21 protein-coding genes are annotated in these 17,488 nt (G+C 54.6%); 17 read left to right on the top strand and 4 right to left on the bottom strand.

From position 1 onward, the window contains the following. Window positions 1-20: 20 nt before the first annotated feature. From Q354_RS0112660 to Q354_RS0112645, 4 genes are all read left to right on the top strand, one after another. Window positions 21-512, top strand: coding sequence for a TlpA family protein disulfide reductase (locus Q354_RS0112660; RefSeq protein WP_027857928.1), 492 nt, complete (start codon window positions 21-23; stop codon window positions 510-512). A 941-nt stretch (window positions 513-1,453) separates the two neighbouring features. Beyond that, window positions 1,454-1,645 (top strand): CPXCG motif-containing cysteine-rich protein, encoded by a 192-nt coding sequence (locus Q354_RS0112655; RefSeq protein WP_027857927.1) that lies wholly within the window; start codon window positions 1,454-1,456, stop codon window positions 1,643-1,645. A gap of 129 nt (window positions 1,646-1,774) precedes the next feature. Beyond that, on the top strand, window positions 1,775-2,029 hold the full coding sequence (locus tag Q354_RS0112650) for an FAD assembly factor SdhE (protein ID WP_027857926.1): 255 nt from the start codon (window positions 1,775-1,777) through the stop codon (window positions 2,027-2,029). Then, on the top strand, window positions 2,013-2,489 hold the full coding sequence (locus tag Q354_RS0112645; RefSeq protein WP_027857925.1) for a protein YgfX: 477 nt from the start codon (window positions 2,013-2,015) through the stop codon (window positions 2,487-2,489). Before Q354_RS0112650 ends, Q354_RS0112645 begins: the two co-directional genes overlap by 17 nt. On the opposite strand, the gene nadB is transcribed toward Q354_RS0112645, so the two are convergent. Beyond that, window positions 2,422-4,056: an L-aspartate oxidase gene (nadB, locus tag Q354_RS0112640; RefSeq protein WP_027857924.1), complete on the bottom strand. Its 1,635-nt coding sequence runs from the start codon at window positions 4,054-4,056 to the stop codon at window positions 2,422-2,424. The genes Q354_RS0112645 and nadB overlap by 68 nt on opposite strands. Window positions 4,057-4,338: 282 nt before the next feature. Between nadB and rpoE the strand changes: the two genes are divergently transcribed. The 13 genes from rpoE (at window position 4,339) to Q354_RS28265 (ending at window position 14,798) form a co-directional block, all read left to right on the top strand. After that, a complete protein-coding gene (gene rpoE, locus Q354_RS0112635; RefSeq protein WP_027857923.1) occupies window positions 4,339-4,926 on the top strand; it encodes an RNA polymerase sigma factor RpoE in 588 nt (195 codons plus the stop codon). 40 nt (window positions 4,927-4,966) lie between these two features. Continuing rightward, window positions 4,967-5,818, top strand: a complete 852-nt coding sequence (locus tag Q354_RS27420; protein WP_051560099.1) for a MucB/RseB C-terminal domain-containing protein — start codon at window positions 4,967-4,969, stop codon at window positions 5,816-5,818. 4 nt (window positions 5,819-5,822) lie between these two features. Continuing rightward, the gene (locus Q354_RS0112620) at window positions 5,823-6,257 is read left to right on the top strand and encodes a SoxR reducing system RseC family protein (RefSeq protein WP_027857921.1); all 435 of its coding nucleotides are present in this window, start codon (window positions 5,823-5,825) and stop codon (window positions 6,255-6,257) included. A gap of 48 nt (window positions 6,258-6,305) precedes the next feature. After that, window positions 6,306-7,715 carry a DegQ family serine endoprotease gene (locus tag Q354_RS0112615; protein ID WP_027857920.1) on the top strand — a complete coding sequence of 470 codons (1,410 nt, stop codon included), beginning with the start codon at window positions 6,306-6,308 and terminating at the stop codon, window positions 7,713-7,715. A 166-nt stretch (window positions 7,716-7,881) separates the two neighbouring features. Further along, complete coding sequence (gene lepA / locus Q354_RS0112610; RefSeq protein WP_027857919.1) at window positions 7,882-9,681, top strand: translation elongation factor 4; 1,800 nt, start codon at window positions 7,882-7,884, stop codon at window positions 9,679-9,681. Between the two features lie 9 nt (window positions 9,682-9,690). Further along, a complete protein-coding gene (lepB, locus tag Q354_RS0112605) occupies window positions 9,691-10,503 on the top strand; it encodes a signal peptidase I (protein WP_027857918.1) in 813 nt (270 codons plus the stop codon). 20 nt (window positions 10,504-10,523) lie between these two features. After that, complete coding sequence (locus Q354_RS0112600; RefSeq protein WP_027857917.1) at window positions 10,524-10,901, top strand: DUF4845 domain-containing protein; 378 nt, start codon at window positions 10,524-10,526, stop codon at window positions 10,899-10,901. Beyond that, a complete protein-coding gene (gene rnc / locus Q354_RS0112595; RefSeq protein WP_027857916.1) occupies window positions 10,898-11,581 on the top strand; it encodes a ribonuclease III in 684 nt (227 codons plus the stop codon). The genes Q354_RS0112600 and rnc overlap by 4 nt, the downstream gene beginning before the upstream one ends. Beyond that, window positions 11,581-12,525 carry a GTPase Era gene (gene era, locus Q354_RS0112590; protein WP_027857915.1) on the top strand — a complete coding sequence of 315 codons (945 nt, stop codon included), beginning with the start codon at window positions 11,581-11,583 and terminating at the stop codon, window positions 12,523-12,525. Before rnc ends, era begins: the two co-directional genes overlap by 1 nt. Further along, window positions 12,525-13,217, top strand: a complete 693-nt coding sequence (gene recO, locus Q354_RS0112585) for a DNA repair protein RecO (protein WP_027857914.1) — start codon at window positions 12,525-12,527, stop codon at window positions 13,215-13,217. The genes era and recO overlap by 1 nt, the downstream gene beginning before the upstream one ends. Before the next feature lie 39 nt (window positions 13,218-13,256). After that, window positions 13,257-14,033 carry a pyridoxine 5'-phosphate synthase gene (gene pdxJ, locus Q354_RS0112580; protein ID WP_211252254.1) on the top strand — a complete coding sequence of 259 codons (777 nt, stop codon included), beginning with the start codon at window positions 13,257-13,259 and terminating at the stop codon, window positions 14,031-14,033. A gap of 7 nt (window positions 14,034-14,040) precedes the next feature. Continuing rightward, window positions 14,041-14,412 (top strand): holo-ACP synthase, encoded by a 372-nt coding sequence (gene acpS, locus Q354_RS0112575; RefSeq protein ID WP_027857912.1) that lies wholly within the window; start codon window positions 14,041-14,043, stop codon window positions 14,410-14,412. A gap of 209 nt (window positions 14,413-14,621) precedes the next feature. Continuing rightward, complete coding sequence (locus tag Q354_RS28265) at window positions 14,622-14,798, top strand: hypothetical protein (RefSeq protein ID WP_156948319.1); 177 nt, start codon at window positions 14,622-14,624, stop codon at window positions 14,796-14,798. A gap of 86 nt (window positions 14,799-14,884) precedes the next feature. Here the strand turns inward: Q354_RS28265 and Q354_RS0112565 are convergent, their stop codons facing one another. The 3 genes from Q354_RS0112565 to Q354_RS25625 form a co-directional block, all read right to left on the bottom strand. Further along, window positions 14,885-15,385, bottom strand: coding sequence for a universal stress protein (locus tag Q354_RS0112565; protein ID WP_027857911.1), 501 nt, complete (start codon window positions 15,383-15,385; stop codon window positions 14,885-14,887). A 74-nt stretch (window positions 15,386-15,459) separates the two neighbouring features. Further along, window positions 15,460-16,800, bottom strand: a complete 1,341-nt coding sequence (locus Q354_RS0112560; RefSeq protein WP_027857910.1) for a TRAP transporter large permease — start codon at window positions 16,798-16,800, stop codon at window positions 15,460-15,462. Window positions 16,801-16,815: 15 nt separating this feature from the next. Then, window positions 16,816-17,373: a TRAP transporter small permease gene (locus Q354_RS25625; protein WP_036229687.1), complete on the bottom strand. Its 558-nt coding sequence runs from the start codon at window positions 17,371-17,373 to the stop codon at window positions 16,816-16,818. Window positions 17,374-17,488 lie beyond the last annotated feature (115 nt).

The following is a 17,488-nucleotide window of genomic DNA, read 5'->3' as shown; positions in this document are numbered from 1 at the left end:
GTCCTGGCTGAGGAGTATCAATGAGACGCTGGCAACGCTGGGGGCTGGAATTAATCGTCGTGATTGCGCTGTTTATAGCGATCGATCAGTGGCGTTCACGTGACCTGCTGGAGAGTGGTGATCGGGTTGGGCCGGAGCGCCTGGTCACACTCGATCAGCAGGTTGCGGAGCTGGTGCCGCCTGGTCAGCCTGTACTGGTCTACTTCTTCGCGCCCTGGTGCAGCGTCTGTAAACTCAGCATCGGTAACCTGCAATCGCTTCAGAAAGACAATCCCGAACTGGAAATCAGACTGGTCGCTCTCGACTACAGCAGCCGTGCAGAGGTTCTGGCCTTTATTGATGGGCAAAAGCTGTCATTTCCGGTCTTGATGGGCGATGCGGGGCTGGCGAAGCGCTGGCATATCAAAGCTTACCCCACTTATTATCTGATAGGGGACGACAGCCGGATTGTCAGCCGGAATATGGGATACAGTAGCGAACTGGGCCTGCGGGCCAGGCTTGAGATGCTGTAATGCTGTTGTACCGCTTGGTTGCTGCGAATCGCGGCTGCGGCTAAGTGGAGTGTATGTCGCTATCAAGGCCCGGTTGAGGCCTGGTGCTGAGGTGCAGATACAAAAAGAGGACGTCTTTTTCCGTTAAGACATCCTCTCGATATGGCTTCCATTTTCCCTGCGGCTAATCCCTGTTGGGCATCCTGCCCGATATCCTTTTCTCCGTTCCGCGTGTCCAGGCCATCCTGTGTCTATTCGTTCCATGAACAGGAGATCCACGTGTGTCATTATGGATGCTGAGGATTTTTCGTATATAGGAAAAATTCTTAATTTTATGGCTGCGGCCCAGCTGGGTGATCTCAGTTGATCCAGATCAAATGCCATTAAACAGGCAAGAAAAAAGGGTGCCGTCATCCTGACAGCACCCCCTTTATTGGCATCCGTATTCCGTGCGGCTAATCCCTGTTTGGCGTCCTGCCGAGTTCCCTCTCTCCTTTCCGCTTATCAAGGCCGTCCTCGGTATTCGTTCCATGAACAGGAGATCCACGTGACTTATTATGGCCGGATATCTGAGATTAGATATAAGAAAAATTCTTAATTTTCCCTTTCAGCCGGGAATAAGGGCCAGAGATATTGAGGTGTAGTATAAAATATGATCAGTCAGCGCGGGCTGAAAGAGGGGGGTAAAAAGCAAAGAGGGCGCTGTACCGTCCTGGTAGCACCCTCTTCATTGGCATCCATTTTCCCTGCGGTTAATCCCTGTTGGGCATCCTGCCCGAGTTCCTTCTCTCCATTCCGCGTGTCTTGGCCGTCCTGAGTATTCATTCCATGAACAGGAGATCCACGAGACTTATTATGGTTTTTCCTGAAAATATTGATATAGGAAAAATTCTCAATTTTCGATATTAATCAATTTTTGGGCAGGCGCTTTACTCTATGATCAGGCGATATCCGGAGGCGCTATGAATACTCTTGAAGAAGTGGAAATCAGCTGTCCCGCGTGTGGCGAAGGGATCTCCCTGCTGATCGATTGCTGTGATCTGGGGCAGCAGTATGTCGAGGATTGTCCGGTATGCTGCGCGCCTATGGTTCTGACGGTACAGCCTGAACCTGACGGAGATATCCGGGTCGAGGCGTCAAGGGAAGGAGACTGAATGAGCTGAATATTCTGGTAAACTGTGCAGGTTCCTTAGTCGTAGATCCTGTTAAAAGGCTTTTCAGCCTGATTTGAAGCTGTTAGAACAGCCTCTTCCATCATCTAACCGAGTTTAGGTAGTGTGTTGATGTATACCGAAGAAGATATTCGCCGCCTTGCCTGGCAGAGCCGCCGTGGCATGCTGGAGCTGGACGTGTTGTTTGTGCCCTTTGTTAACGAGGCGTTTCGTGATCTGGAGAAAGAGGATCAGGACCGATTTGTTAAGTTGCTGGAATGTGAAGACCAGGATCTGTTTGTCTGGTTTATGCAGCGTGAAGAGCCTGCAGATCCGGATCTGAAGCGGATGGTGCGGATTATTCTGGACCGTGTTCAGCCCGCTTGAAACCGGAATCCGGCCGTCCCGGCTCCTTAAGGGAATCGTGGCGGTCTGTCACCTGTTGGCGCTTATCGCTCTGTTTCTGAGCGACCTGAGCGTCGAATACTTCTGCCTACTACTGACCCTGTCTCTGCTTTCGCTGTTGTGGCAGCTCAATCGTTGCCGGCTGAGCTATGCCGATGCTGTGCTTGCGGTACGCTGGGATGCAAACCGGAAACAGATGTTTCTGTTTTTGCGTGATAGCGGCTGGCTGCAGGTGGAGCAGATCGAAACTGCAGTGGCATTACCCTGGGTGGTGGTACTGCGTCTACGTATGAAACAGCGCTATTTCATCCAGTCGCTGGTGGTGATGAGGGATGCGACGGACGCCAACAGCTTCCGCCGCCTTCGGGTGCTGGCTAGCTTCGGCGACTATCTGGCCCCGCCTGATGATTCTGCCACTGGAAGTTTACCGGGGTCAGGATAGTATCCAGCGCTTCAGGACCTGCATCGGGGAAATCCAGCGTGTAGTGCAGGCCACGGCTTTCCTGTCGGAGCATCGCTGATCGCACGATCAGGTCGGCAACCACCGCCAGATTTCGCAGCTCCAGCAGGTCGCAGCTGATTTTGTAGTTGCTGTAGTACTCGGAAATTTCCTGCTGTAACAGCTCAATGCGATGCTTGGCCCGCTGTAGTCGTTTGCTGGTGCGGACAATGCCGACGTAATCCCACATAAACTGTCGTAACTCACCCCAGTTATGAGAGATGATCACGTCTTCGTCAGAGTCGGTGACCTGTGATTCGTCCCAGCAGGGGATCTCAGGCAACTCGATTTTATTCTGCAGCTGTTGCTGGATATGGCTGGCAGCCGAGCGGGCGTAGACAACACATTCCAGCAGCGAGTTGCTGGCCAGCCGGTTTGCGCCGTGCAGTCCGGTAAAGGCAGTTTCGCCGATGGCATAGAGGCCTTTGACATCGGTCCGCGCCAGGTCATCGGTGATTACGCCGCCACAGGTGTAGTGGGCAGCCGGAACCACCGGGATAGGCTCGCGGGTTATATCGATACCGTACTTCATGCAGCGCTTATAGATGGTCGGAAAGTGGTTCCTGATAAACTCTTCCGGCTTATGGGAGATATCCAGGAACAGGCAATCGGCCCCCAGCCGTTTCATTTCGTGGTCGATGGCCCGTGCCACGATGTCGCGGGGAGCCAGTTCACCGCGCGGGTCAAATCGATCCATAAAGCGACTGCCGTCGGGCAGCAATAGCTTGCCGCCTTCGCCGCGCACCGCTTCTGTGACCAGAAACGATTTCGCCTGGGGATGATAGAGGCAGGTCGGGTGAAACTGGTTGAACTCCAGGTTCGCGACCCGGCAGCCCGCACGCCAGGCCATTGCAATCCCGTCGCCACTGGCACCGTCGGGGTTGCTGGTATAGAGGTAGACTTTAGAAGCCCCCCCGGTGGCCAGTACAACCTGCGGGGCCTTAAAAGCTTCTACGTGACCGCTTTTAATATTCAGCGCATAGGCACCGACGCAGCAGTTATCTGCCAGTCGCAGTTTACTGCGGGTGATCAGATCGACGGCGACATAGTGCTCGAACAGGTCAATATTGCCGGCTTCTTCGGCACGCTGAATCAGGGTTCTCAGTACGGCCTTTCCGGTTGCATCGGCTGCATGGATAATGCGCCGGTGAGAGTGGCCGCCTTCCTTGGTCAGGTGGTAGTCGCTGTCGTCGGCTTCACGGGTGAATGGCACGCCCTGATCGATCAGCCAGTCGATGCTTTCACGACCGTGCTCGACTGTGAAACGCACTGCATCTTCATGGCTGAGATACACGCCGGCATTCAGCGTATCTTCGACATGCGCCTGTTCGGTATCACTGTCATCCAGTACGGCAGCAATACCTCCCTGAGCCAGCCAGGTGGAGCCGTCTTTCATCTGTCCCTTGCTCAGGACAGCTACCCGGGTATTTCTATCCAGATTAAGTGCCAGTGTCAGGCCGGCAGCGCCGCTGCCGATGATAAGCACGTCATACTGATGGGATTTGGCCATGCTCAGAAACAGTCCTCTAAAAATGCAATCCGGAACTCTATAAGGTCACCGATGACGAATTTTGAGTATTATGCCTGAAACCGTTTTTAACCACAGTGTCATATCAGGGTGATTTTTAGTTTCTTTTTGGAACTTATCTGCAACAGCAGGCTCATAGCCTGTAGTTCTTAAATGCTCTGAAAAGAGGTTGAAATGACGTAGCGGCTGAAGTGATACTTTTTGTGGACTGTAGTCTGTCCGGATTACGTCGTCACCTTCCACGGATCATATTAAGGAAACAGAGTGTCTAACGAGAGTCAGGCTTCTATAGACCAGCAACTGGTAGCCAGGGTTCAGGCCGGAGATAAGAGGGCATTTGACCTGCTGGTTAAGAAGTATCAACACAAAATTATCGGGCTGATCGGACGATATGTGTATGACCATCATGAGGCGCTGGATGTTGCGCAGGAGGCGTTCATTAAAGCCTATCGCGCATTGCCAAACTTTCGTGGGGAAAGTGCGTTTTATACCTGGTTGTATCGTATTGCGATTAATACCGCTAAGAATCATCTGGTTGCCCGCGGACGGCGGCCACCGGATGTCGATGTGGATGTGGATGATGCGCACCACTTCGAGGGAGATAATGATTTGAAGGAGATTGAAAACCCTGAAAATCAGTTGTACAGGGACGAGTTGGAAGCTGTGGTGAAAAAGGCACTTGACCGGTTACCGGAAGATCTTCGTGTTGCGTTGACACTGCGTGAGTTTGAGGGGCTCAGCTATGAAGACATTGCACATGTGATGGATTGCCCGGTGGGGACTGTAAGATCGCGTATCTTCAGGGCCCGCGAGGCGATCGATAAAGAGATCATGCCGTTGCTGGCAAGTTAAATTGTGTTTGGGGGATGACTGGGAAAGTTGAGGTAGGGTTATGTCTGATCAATCCGTTGAGTCCTTGTCGGCGCTGATGGACGGTGAGGTAAATGATTTTGAGTTCAGGCGCACACTGGACCGAGTAGCGGAAGATCCGGAACTGGCGCAGAAATGGCGTCGATACCAGGTAGCAAGCTCTGCTTTGCGCCGTGAAGATACCAGTGGCGCTGGACTGGACATCAGTGCCGCCGTCATGACCGCACTGGATGATGAAGCAACTGAAGCTAAACCGGCTGGCTGGAATACTGAAAGCCCGGCTCCGGCGGCAGCAACAGAAGTGAAAGAGCGTTACAGTTTTTGGAAACCACTGTCCAGTATGGCTGTAGCGGCCTCCGTGACTGCGATGGTGATCCTCGGAGTACAGAACTTTCAGGCAACCGCACCAGCACAGCTGGCTGACAATCGCCCGGATTATGTGCTGCCGGGAGCGGCGGCCTCCAGTGATGTCATGCGGGCCCGTTACGGACAGGCATCAATATCTGCACCATTGGGTGCTGAGCCTGAGATTATCCGCCTGTCGCAGGGGCTGAATCGTTATATTGCACAGCACCAGCATATGCTGGGACAGTCTGAACCGGAGTGGCAGACCGCCTGGATGCCCAAGGGCTTCAGCCCGGTGCGCCATGAAGTCATGCCTCAGGCCGAGGTGATGGTCTATTCCGATGGCCGTTATGCCGTGTCGGTCTGTGTCGAAGACTATGGTCGCCAGAGTATGCCGGAAGGTGCTGCGCAGTCCGATCAAATAGTCGCGGTGGGTAAACGGGTCGGCGATCACTTCGTGACAGTTGTTGGTGATGTTCCAATGATGATTGCTGAGCGCATAGCAGCGTCTGTAACGGGGATTAACTGAGCTCATGCTGGAAGAGTCCGGCCGCGTTATTGAGGTCAGCGGCGATGAAATCTGGGTGGAGACGGTACGTCAGAGTGCCTGCTCCTCCTGCAGTGCCCGAAACAGTTGCGGCCAGAAACTGCTCGCATCCGTCGGGCAGGGTAAGCGCTTTGTTGTCCGGGTGGATAACCCGGATGGCCATCAGGTACAGCAGGATGACAGTGTTGTTATAGGTGTCAGCGAAGGCAGCTTTATGAAAGCTTCGCTGCTGCTCTATACACTGCCTCTGCTGATGCTGATTCTGGTCGCACTGGTGCTGGATAGCCTTGGTCTGGGTGAGCCGGTCGTGATTCTGGGATCTGCAGCAGGACTGGGAGGCGGATTCCTGCTGGTACGCCTGCTCAGCCGGCGACTCGCCCGTTCCTGTAGTTATCTTCCCGTATTACTCCGGGTTGTGTAAAACCACATTTGATTGAAACCTATCCAGGGGCTGGAGGTTGTTTCGACCATGCAAAATGCAAAACGCATCTCTCTGTTTTTTATTCTAGTGTTACTGACTCCACTGCTGCAGGCCGCATCACTGCCTGACTTTAAGCAGTTGGTAAAGGACGCCTCTCCTGCCGTTGTTAATATCAGTACGGTACAGAAAGATAAGGAAGGCAATAATGCTTTTGGTATGACGCCGTTCCAGGGGCCTAATGGCGAGGAGATCCCGGAAATCTTCCGGCATTTTTTCCGGATGCCTGATATGGACAGGGATCAGCCAAAACGCATGCCGCAGTCGTTAGGTTCAGGCTTCATTATCTCCAGTGATGGTTATGTGCTGACCAATCACCATGTGGTGGACGGTGCTGAGCGTGTGATCGTTCGTCTCACTGACCGGCGTGAACTCGAGGCCAGGGTGATCGGTTCCGACAAGCGTTCTGATGTGGCGTTGCTTAAAGTCGATGCCGAGGACCTGCCAACCGTCGATCTGGGTGACAGTGACCGGCTGGAGGTGGGCGAATGGGTGCTGGCGATCGGTTCGCCGTTTGGGTTTGATTCCACGGTGACCGCCGGTATCGTCAGCGCGAAAAAGCGTGCCTTGGGTAGCGAGACCTACGTGCCCTTTATCCAGACCGACGTGGCGATCAACCCGGGTAACTCCGGCGGGCCGCTGTTTAATCTGGATGGTGAAGTAGTGGGTATCAACAGCCAGATCTATACCCGCTCGGGTGGCTTTATGGGTTTGTCCTTCGCTATTCCGATTGATGTCGCGATGAATGTTGCCGACCAGCTGAAGGAGAAGGGGTTTGTCACCCGCGGCTGGCTGGGAGTGGTGATTCAGGATGTGAACAAAGACCTGGCAGAGTCGTTTGGACTGGATAAGCCCGCTGGCGCGCTGGTTGCCAAGGTACTGCCGGAAAGCCCGGCGGAAAAAGGTGGGCTGAAAGAGGGCGACGTGATCCTGCAGTTTAATGGTCAGGCCGTGAACCTGTCCTCAGACCTGCCACATCTGGTGGGCGGCGTTAAACCGGGTAAGAGTGCCCGTCTGAGCGTGATGCGCGACGGACGTAAGCGCAGCCTGAGCGTGAAAATCGGCGAGCTGCCGACAACGGACGCCCTGGCGCAGTCGCCGGCCAAACCGAAGCAGAGCGATAACAATCGCCTCAATGTAGTGGTCACCGAGCTGGACGAAGAGCGCCGTACCAAGTGGAATCTGAGCAGCGGTGTTGTGGTTCAGCAGGTGAAGAAAGGTCCGGCTGCCGATGCGGGACTGATGGTCGGTGATGTTATCACGATGCTGAATGGTCAGCGGATCGATTCTTCCCGTCGTTTTGAGCAGGTGGTGCGGGAACTGCCGAATGGTCGCTCAGTACCGATGCGTATTGTACGGCGGGGAAGTCCTCTGTTTATTCCGCTGAAAGCCGAGGGTTAGGCGGCTTTTAGCCGGGAATTACAGGACTACAACAGGAAGGGGCTCAGCCCCTTTCTTCGTTCTGGCGGGGATTTATCCACATCAGTAGTTCATAAGATGGTTCCGATTCGGTAAATACGGTAAAATTCCCGCCTTTCTGCGTCTTTGAACAACAACGGTAGATTACGTGAGCAAACTCGATCACATTCGTAACTTTTCCATCATTGCCCATATTGACCATGGTAAGTCCACTCTGGCCGATCGCTTTATCCAGATTTGTGGTGGCCTGACTGAGCGTGAAATGGCCGCTCAGGTTCTTGATTCTATGGACCTGGAGCGTGAGCGCGGGATTACGATCAAGGCGCAGAGCGTAACGCTGGATTACACCGCAGCGGATGGTAAGACCTATCAGCTGAACTTTATCGACACCCCGGGACATGTGGATTTCTCTTATGAAGTCTCGCGTTCGCTGGCGGCCTGTGAAGGTGCGCTGCTGGTAGTCGATGCTGCTCAGGGGGTGGAAGCCCAGTCTGTAGCCAACTGTTACACCGCCCTGGAACAGGGACTGGAAGTGGTTCCGGTACTGAACAAGATGGACCTGCCTCAGGCAGACCCTGACCGCGTGCGGGTGGAGATTGAAGAGGTGATCGGTATCGATGCCACGGATTCGGTTGCCTGTTCTGCCAAGAGTGGCATGGGTGTCGAGGATGTGCTGGAGCGACTGATCGCCGATATCCCGCCGCCGGAAGGCGATGTGGACGCTGATCTGCAGGCACTGATCATTGACTCCTGGTTTGATAACTACCTGGGCGTTGTCTCCCTGGTCCGTGTGACTCAGGGCACCCTGCGTAAGAAAGACAAGATTCTGGTGAAATCCACCGGTCAGTCTCACGGTGTCGATTCTGTCGGTATCTTCACCCCTAAACGCAAGGAAACCGGCGTTCTTAAGGCCGGGGAAGTCGGCTTTGTGGTTGCCGGTATCAAAGATATCCACGGTGCCCCGGTGGGGGATACCCTGACCCATCTGAAGACTCCTGATGTTGATGTATTGCCGGGTTTCCAGAAGGTTCAGCCCCAGGTTTATGCTGGCCTGTTCCCGACCAGTTCCGATGACTACGAAGATTTCCGTGAAGCGCTGGACAAGCTGACGCTGAACGATGCGTCCCTGTTCTTCGAGCCTGAAACCTCGGATGCACTGGGCTTCGGTTTCCGCTGTGGTTTCCTCGGAATGCTGCACATGGAGATCATTCAGGAACGTCTGGAGCGCGAATACAACCTCGACCTGATCACCACGGCGCCGACCGTAGTCTATGAGGTCGAGCTGAATACCGGTGACACGATTCATATCGACAGTCCGTCAAAACTGCCGGACCCGGGTTCGATCCGTGAAATGCGTGAGCCGATCGTCGAAGCGAATATCCTGGTGCCTCAGGAATATCTGGGCCAGGTGATCGGTCTCTGTGTCGAGAAACGTGGCGTACAGAAAAACATGCAGTTTGTCGGTAACCAGGTCCAGGTGTCCTGGGAGTTGCCGATGGCTGAAGTGGTGATGGACTTCTTCGACCGCCTGAAGTCGGTCAGCCGTGGTTTTGCCTCGCTGGAGTACAACTTTGTACGGTTCCAGGCTGCCAAACTGGTACGCATGGATATCCTGATCAACGGCGATAAGGTCGATGCGCTTGCCGTTATCCTGCACAAAGACAACTCCATGTACCGGGGACGTCTGCTGTGTGAAAAGATGAAGGAAGTGATTCCGCGCCAGATGTTTGACGTGGCCATTCAGGCGGCACTGGGTGGTAAGGTTATCTCCCGTACCACCGTTAAGGCGTTGCGTAAAAACGTAACGGCCAAGTGTTATGGTGGTGACGTCAGTCGTAAGAAGAAACTGCTGCAGAAGCAGAAAGAAGGTAAGAAACGCATGAAGCAGGTCGGCAGTGTGGAAATTCCACAGGATGCCTTCCTGGCAGTGCTGAAAGTAGACGGTTAAGGAAATCCGATGGACTTCGATTTTGCTCTGTTGCTGGTTCTGGTCACCCTTATCAGTGGCATCATCTGGGTATACGACAAGGTGTCTCTGGCACCACGGCGGCAGCAAAAGCTGAACGAAGCGCTGGCCGGTGCCGGCGGCGAGCTGCCGGAAGAGGCGCAGGACGAACTGTTACGTGAGCCGGGCTGGATTGATACCGGTCGTTCCATGTTTCCTGTGCTATTCGTGGTGCTGGTGCTGCGCTCCTTCCTGGTGGAGCCGTTCCAGATCCCGTCCGGCTCTATGCTGCCGACCCTGCAGATCGGAGATTTCATTCTGGTGAATAAGTTTCACTATGGTATCCGTCTGCCGGTCAGCAACACCAAAGTAGTGTCGCTCAATGAACCGGAGCGGGGCGACGTCGTTGTCTTCCGCTATCCGGAGAAACCGAGTGTTAACTATATTAAAAGGGTCGTCGGCGTGCCGGGGGACCGGATTCAGTACGTCAATAAGCAGCTGTTCATCAACGGCGAGGTACAGCCTCAGGAACTGCTGGCCCAGTTGCCTCCCAAGCGACCGCTGCAATTGCTGATGCAGGAAAATCTGGACGGTGTCAGCCACCAGATCTTCCGCGACACTAAACGGGTCGGCGTGGTCGGTGAATGGGTTGTGCCCGCAGGACAGTACTTCGTGGTGGGAGATAACCGCGATAACAGTAACGACAGCCGTTACTGGGGGTTTGTTCCTGAAGAGAACCTGGTAGGCCGGGCCTTTGCGGTCTGGATGCATTGGGAGTCCTTCTTCAGCCTGCCGTCATTCAGCAATGTCCGGGGCATTCAGTAGCCGTAAAAAGGAGAGGGGAGATGGAGAAGAATGCAGGTCGGGAAAAGGGCGCATCAACGCTCTCTATTCTGATTGTCTTAATCGTGGCGGGATTTCTGTTTTCGATAGCATTCAAGTTATACCCCGCCTACTGGGACTACTACCTGATCGATTCGGTTCTGACTGATGTTATTCAGGACCAGGATGAGCTGAAAAAAACCAACAGTACGATGAAGCGGGATCTGCAGCGCAAGTTCCGGATCAACGCGGTGAAACTGCCGCAACAGGATTCGATCGTTTTCGAACGTGAGCGTGGTGTGGTTCGCTTTAATCTGAATTATGAAGTGCGGGTCCCGATGTTCTATAACGTGGATGCGCTGGTGAAGTTTGAAAAGAAATACGAAGCTATAGCACCTTGATAAAACCATTTGCAGAATTAGCCCGCAAGCTGGGATACAGCTTTAACGATGACAGCCTGTTTGAACTGGCTCTGACCCATCGCAGCTGCGGCAAGAAAAACAACGAACGTCTGGAGTTCCTGGGCGATTCCATCCTTAATTTCGTGATTGCGGAAGACCTGTTTATCCGCTTTCCCGAAGCCCGAGAAGGGCAGCTAAGCCGGCTGCGTGCGCGGATGGTGAAAGGCGAAACACTTGCCGAAATCGCCCGCGAACTTAACCTCGGTGATTATCTCTATCTGGGTTCTGGCGAGCTGAAAAGCGGCGGTTTCCGTCGCGATTCGATCCTTGCCGATGCCGTTGAGGCGATCATTGGCGCAATCTATCTGGACAGTGATCTGGAAGTAGCGCGGGGCTTTATTCTGCAGTGGTATGCCGAGCGTTTGCAGAGGCTCGATCTGAACGAAACCCTGAAAGATTCCAAAACCCGGTTGCAGGAGTTCCTGCAGTCCCGTCGCGCGGCACTGCCTCAGTACGAACTGGTCAGCGTGGAAGGAGAAGCCCATGAGCAAACCTTCCATATCCGCTGTGCCGTCGAACTGCTGGAACAACCTACCGAAGGCCATGGCAGCAGCCGCCGTCAGGCGGAGCAGGAAGCAGCCCGTCAGGCTCTGATCGCACTTAAAGTGGAGAAATCCTGATGGCTGAAGATCTGTCCTACCTGTTAACGCCGCAAAGCCCCAATCCCGACCAGAAATGTGGTTTTGTGGCGATTGTTGGCCGTCCGAATGTGGGTAAGTCGACCCTGATGAACCGTATCCTCGGCCAGAAGCTGAGTATTACCTCGCGTAAGCCGCAGACCACGCGTCATCAGATTATGGGCATTAAAACCGAAGATGACCTGCAGGTTATCTACGTGGACACGCCCGGGCTGCACAAAGATGAAGGTAAGAAGGCGCTTAACCGCTACATGAACAAGGCCGCTTCCGAAGCCCTGCGTCATGTGGATCTGGTGGTCTTCATTATCGACCGTACTGCCTGGACCGAAGAGGACCAGATGGTGCTGGATAAGGTAAAGTTCGCCAAATGTCCGGTGATTCTGGTGGTCAACAAGGTCGACCAGCTGAAGGACAAGGCAGAGCTGCTGCCGCATCTTGAGACCCTGGCAGGCCATATGGCATTCGAGCAGATCATGCCGATGTCCGCCCAGGAAGGTCACAATGTGGATGCTCTGGAAGAGGTGATCGCTTCCCTGATGCCTCAGGGACCACACCATTATCCGGAAGATCAGATCACCGACCGCAGCTCCCGCTTTATGGCCGCTGAGCTGGTACGTGAGAAGCTGATGCGTAACCTGGGCGAAGAGATCCCTTACGGCACCACCGTCGAAGTGGAGCAGTTCCAGTACGATGAGCGCGGTGTACTGCATATCAACGCCCTGATTCTGGTCGAACGTGAGGGCCAGAAGCGGATCGTGATCGGTGACAAGGGGGCCCGCATGAAGACCATCGGCCGCGATGCCCGTATCGATATGCAGGATACCTTCGACTGTAAGGTGATGCTTAACCTGTGGGTAAAAGTCCGTCGTGGCTGGGCTGATGATGACCGTGCCCTGCGCAGCCTGGGATACAACGACTTCGACTGATGGACTACCGTGTTGATGGCCAGGCGGCTTATGTCCTGCATAGCCGCCCCTATCGCGATACCAGCCTGTTGGTCGATTTCTTTACCCTGGAGCATGGCAAGGTCAGCGCCGTTGTTAACGGTGCCCGTCGGCCTAACTCCCGACTGCGTCCGGTATTGCAGCCCTTTGTGCCGCTGCAGATCAGCTGGCGCGGGCGGCAGGAGCTGAAAACCCTGGGCCAGGCCGAACCGGTTGCGGCCGCGCTGTTTCTCAAGGGCAGCTCGCTGATGTGCGGCCTCTACGTCAACGAATTGCTGGAACGTACCCTGCAGCCGTTCGATGAACATCCCCGCCTGTATGTCTTTTACCAGTATGTACTGAACGAACTGCTGAGCGGCAGTGACGTTGAGGGAGCCCTGCGTACCTTCGAACATCATCTGCTGGATGAACTGGGTTATGCACAGGCGCTGGCCGAGACCGACGACGACGGCATCTATCAGTGGAATCCCGCTTCAGGCTTTCGTATGCTGACTGCGGCCCCCTCAGAGGGGCGGATGCGCTGTTTTTATGGCCGTCACCTGCAGGCGATCGCCCGGGATGACTACAGCGAAGAATCAACAAGACGCGCAGCAAAACGTCTGATGCGGCTTTTACTGGAGCAGCTGCTGGGGGATAAGCCCCTGCGCAGCCGCGAACTGTTTCAGAAGATGTGAGCAGCGGATGCTGCCCGAGTTATTCAGGAGCTCAACGTGATTGAACCAAGCCGCTTGTTACTGGGCGTAAATATCGACCATATCGCGACCCTGCGCCAGGCGCGCGGAACCCGCTATCCTGATCCGGTACATGCCGCCGCACTCTGCGAAGAAGCCGGTGCCGATGGAATTACCGTGCATCTGCGTGAAGACCGCCGTCATATTCAGGACCGCGATATCTACCTGCTGGCGGAAACGCTGCAGACGCGGATGAACTTCGAGATGGCGGTGACCGACGAGATGATCGCGATTGCCGAGAAGGTCAAGCCGGGACACAGCTGCCTGGTGCCGGAAAAGCGTGAAGAACTGACCACCGAAGGCGGTCTGGATGTGGTTGGCCAGGAAGCCCGTATCAAGGAAGCCTGTGACCGCCTGGCGGCTGCCGGTGTCGAAGTCTCGCTGTTTATCGATGCCGATGAGGCCCAGATTGATGCCACCATCCGCTGTGGAGCACCGGTGATCGAGCTGCACACCGGGGCCTATGCCGATGCGGAAAGTGCTGCCGAACAGGCGGAAGAGCTGGAACGGATCAGGCGTGCCGCCGCCTACGCCTTCGATAAGGGCCTGGTGGTGAATGCCGGTCATGGCCTGCATTACCACAACGTCGAGCAGATCGCCGAGATCCCGCAGCTGAATGAACTGAATATCGGTCATGGCCTGATTGCGCGCGCCGTTTTTGTCGGCCTGAAGCAGGCGGTTTCCGAGATGCGTGAGCTGATGATGGAAACCCAGGCACGGGTTCAGCCGCTGCGTGATGCGGTCTGGAACAAGGGTTAAGCAATAAATGATCAAGGGTATCGGCACTGATATCATCCAGATCAGCCGGGTCAGCAAGGCGCTGGCCCGTTCTCCCCGTCTGGCGGCGCGTATCCTGACGCCGCAGGAACTCTCTCAGTTCGAAACCAAGACCCGCAAAGCGCTGTTTCTGGCCAAACGCTTTGCCGCCAAGGAAGCCGCCGTCAAGGCGCTGGGCACCGGCATCGGCCGGGGAGTCAGCTGGCAACACCTGACTGTCAGCCATGATGAGTGGGGCAAGCCGATGCTGGAGATCTCCGGCGGCGCCCTGCAGCGGGCACAGCAACTGAATATCTCTTCGTTACACCTCTCCTACAGTGATGAGCAGGAATATGTGGTGGCCTTTGTGGTCGCTGAATAGCCTGTTTAAGAAAATCTGAACAGCCTGTTAAAAAAAATTTTCCGTAAAAGCGCGGCTAACCTTTTGATATTGTTTTATATTTCAAAAAAGAATTAGCTTTTGATTTTTTATTACATTACAAGCTAAAGGTGTATCACTATACTGGCCTCACTTGCTTAGACAAACTGGCTCCAATTTAACGGAGCTGCAACAGGCACAAGGGGTTTACCATGCAGGCACAGCGTAAGGTTGATACAGAACAGCATCAGAATCAGGTTGAGATTCAGGCCGCTGCGATGATGAAAGCGATCGACACTGACAGCAATGTGCCTGCCATGAGCGCGGCCAACCAGCCGGAAGCGCGCGTTGAAGAGGTGGTGTACGATTTCGTGGGCATTGCCGGTTAAGTTGCAGTCAGCCGCAATCCGACAGCGATAAAAAAGCCGGAGTCTGAGACCAGACTCCGGCTTTTTTATCGCTGATTTCCCGGAGGTTAGTCGAAGTTCGCTTCGGGTAGCGGCACGATCATCATCGGGATGCGGGACCGCCCCAGCACGTTTTTAGCAACGCTGCCGAGGAAAGTGTGCACCAGTCCCTTCTCATGAGTTCCCATCACAATCAGGTCGACGCCCAGCTCGGTTGATGTCTTCAGAATCGCTTCGGCCGGGTAGGACTCAATCACCTTGATCGACTTGATCTGGTTACGTACCTGCTGGTCTTCCTCGCTCTGCGCCGACCAGAATTCCTCCTGGCGCTGCTGCAACTTATCCTCTGCATGGTGCACGCGTTCGTTGAGAAACTCACGGCGATTACCGGCATCCAATACATAGGTCTTCAGGGTGATCTTGGCGTCGCTGGAGAGCTTTTCCACCACGTGCATGATATGGATCTCGGCACCGGTTTTCTTCGCCAGGTAGGCCGCATGCTCAAAAGCGGCGGTGGCCCCGCGGGACAGGTCAGTGCTGTAAAGAATCTTTTTTACTTCAGGAAGCATGGGATAGTCCTTTTGGCTGGATCGCTAACTGACTGATCCCGTGCAGTCCCAGCCGGGGCTGCACGGGATCGGGCCTAACTCAGCAGGTTGGGCAGGAACAATGAGATCTCCGGCACGAAGGCGATCAGTATCACCGCCATGGCTGACACCAGAGCGAACGGGATCGCCTTGGCGGTTACCTCTTCCAGTGAGGTATCCGATATCCCCGAGGCAACGAACAGGTTCTCCCCCAGCGGTGGCGTCGCGAAGCCGATCGACAGACTACATACCATGACGATACCGAAGTGGATCGGATCGATACCCAGGTTGTAGGTGACCGGCAGCAATACCGGGGTCAGGATCATGATCGCCGCCAGCGTCTCCATAAACATACCGACAAACAGCAGGAAGCCGATAATCAGCAGCCAGATGAAGTAGACGTTATCGGTCAGGCTGAGCATGGATTCCGCCACGATCGCCGGGATCTGGTTTTCAACCAGCAGGCGTCCGAAGACGGTCGCGGTAAAGAGGATCAGCAGTACGCGGCCCGACAGCCAGGTGGTGGTCTCCAGCGAGTGCACCACATCTTTCCACTTCAGCTCTTTATGAATAAAGATACCGACAAACAGGGTGTAGAAGATCGCGACAATTGCAGACTCGGTCGGGGTAAAGAAACCGGAGTAGATACCGCCGAGGATTACCAGTGGCGCCATTACCGACCAGAAACCGTGCTTAAAGGCCTGCATGATCTGGCTGAACGACCAGCCTTCACCGCTGCCTTTGTAGCCGGCACGTTTACAACGGATATAGTTCAGCGTCATCAGCGAGCCTGCCAGCACCATGCCCGGAATAAAGCCGGCAATAAACAGTTTGGTGATGGAGACACTCTGGAAGGTGCCGTGGCGGGCGATCGCCTCAGCCGGAACCTGCATACCGATGGCGGAAATACCGAAAATAACCATAGGGATGGAGGGGGGAATAACGATCCCCAGGCCACCGGCCGAAGCGGTGACGGCAGAGGCATATCCCTTATCGTAGCCGCGCTTCACCATTGCCGGGATCATCAGCATGCCTACGGCAGCAGTGGTTGCCGGGCCTGAGCCGGAAATAGCACCGAAGAACAGGCAGGCCAGGACGGCCGCAGCGGACATACCGCCGGTTACCGGGCCGGCAAAACTTTCGGCCAGATGGACCAGTCGTTTCGATATCCCGGCTGCCTCCATCAGCGCGCCGGCGAGTATAAAGGCCGGCAGGGCCATCAGCGGGAAGGAACCCACCGAGGTAAAGGCGATCTGCACGAATTTAATCGGATTCTGATCGAGGTACAGGAACGAGGCCAGTGCCGCGACCCCCAGGGACACGGTCACCGGGGCACCCATCACCAGCAGTACCAGGAAGGACCCGAAAAGAATAAGGACGATAGAGGATTCGGCCATGATGTGGCTCCCGAATTAAGCGACTTCTTTATTTTTGTTATCGTGACTATCCACGTCGATCAGCTCATCCAGTTCTTTGGATTCAGGGTCGCGGATGTCGATGCCTTTGATCAGCTTGTAGTAGTTCACCTGGAGGATACGGATTGTCATCAGGGTGAAAGCGATCGGCAGAATCATGTAGATGTACTTCATCGGTACACCCAGGGTCTGTGACTTCCAGAACAGGTTCATCTTGTTGAAGACGAAGTCATAGCTCAGGTAGACAAAGTAGCAGTTAAACCCAACCCAGATCAGGTCGGAGAGGGCTTCCAGTACTTGCGGCATCTTGCCCGGCATAATCTTGTACTGAAAGGTAACCCGGTTGTGAGCAGCCAGTTTGGCAGCGTAGCTTGCACCGAAAAACACAAACCAGACGAACATATAGACAGAGAGTTCTTCACTCCACGAAAAGGAGTAGCCGAAAATCTGACGTGAAACGATCTGTGCGAAAAGCAGGGTAACAAAGGCGGCCAGCAGCGTACGACAGATATAACTTTCAATATTGTCGAGGAAGTTGTAGATCTTTCTGCCCATTGCATGGTCTCCGGTAGAACTGTTGCAGAAGGAAATCAGCCCGCAGCGAACACAGATCAGCCAGCGGGCGAGGCCCGTGGCTGATCTGGATGGCTGTAGCTATCAGGAAGGAATC

This window comes from Marinobacterium jannaschii DSM 6295 (assembly GCF_000620085.1).
Lineage (GTDB): Bacteria > Pseudomonadota > Gammaproteobacteria > Pseudomonadales > Balneatricaceae > Pontibacterium > Pontibacterium jannaschii.
This window is presented reverse-complemented; position numbering and strand designations above follow the sequence as displayed.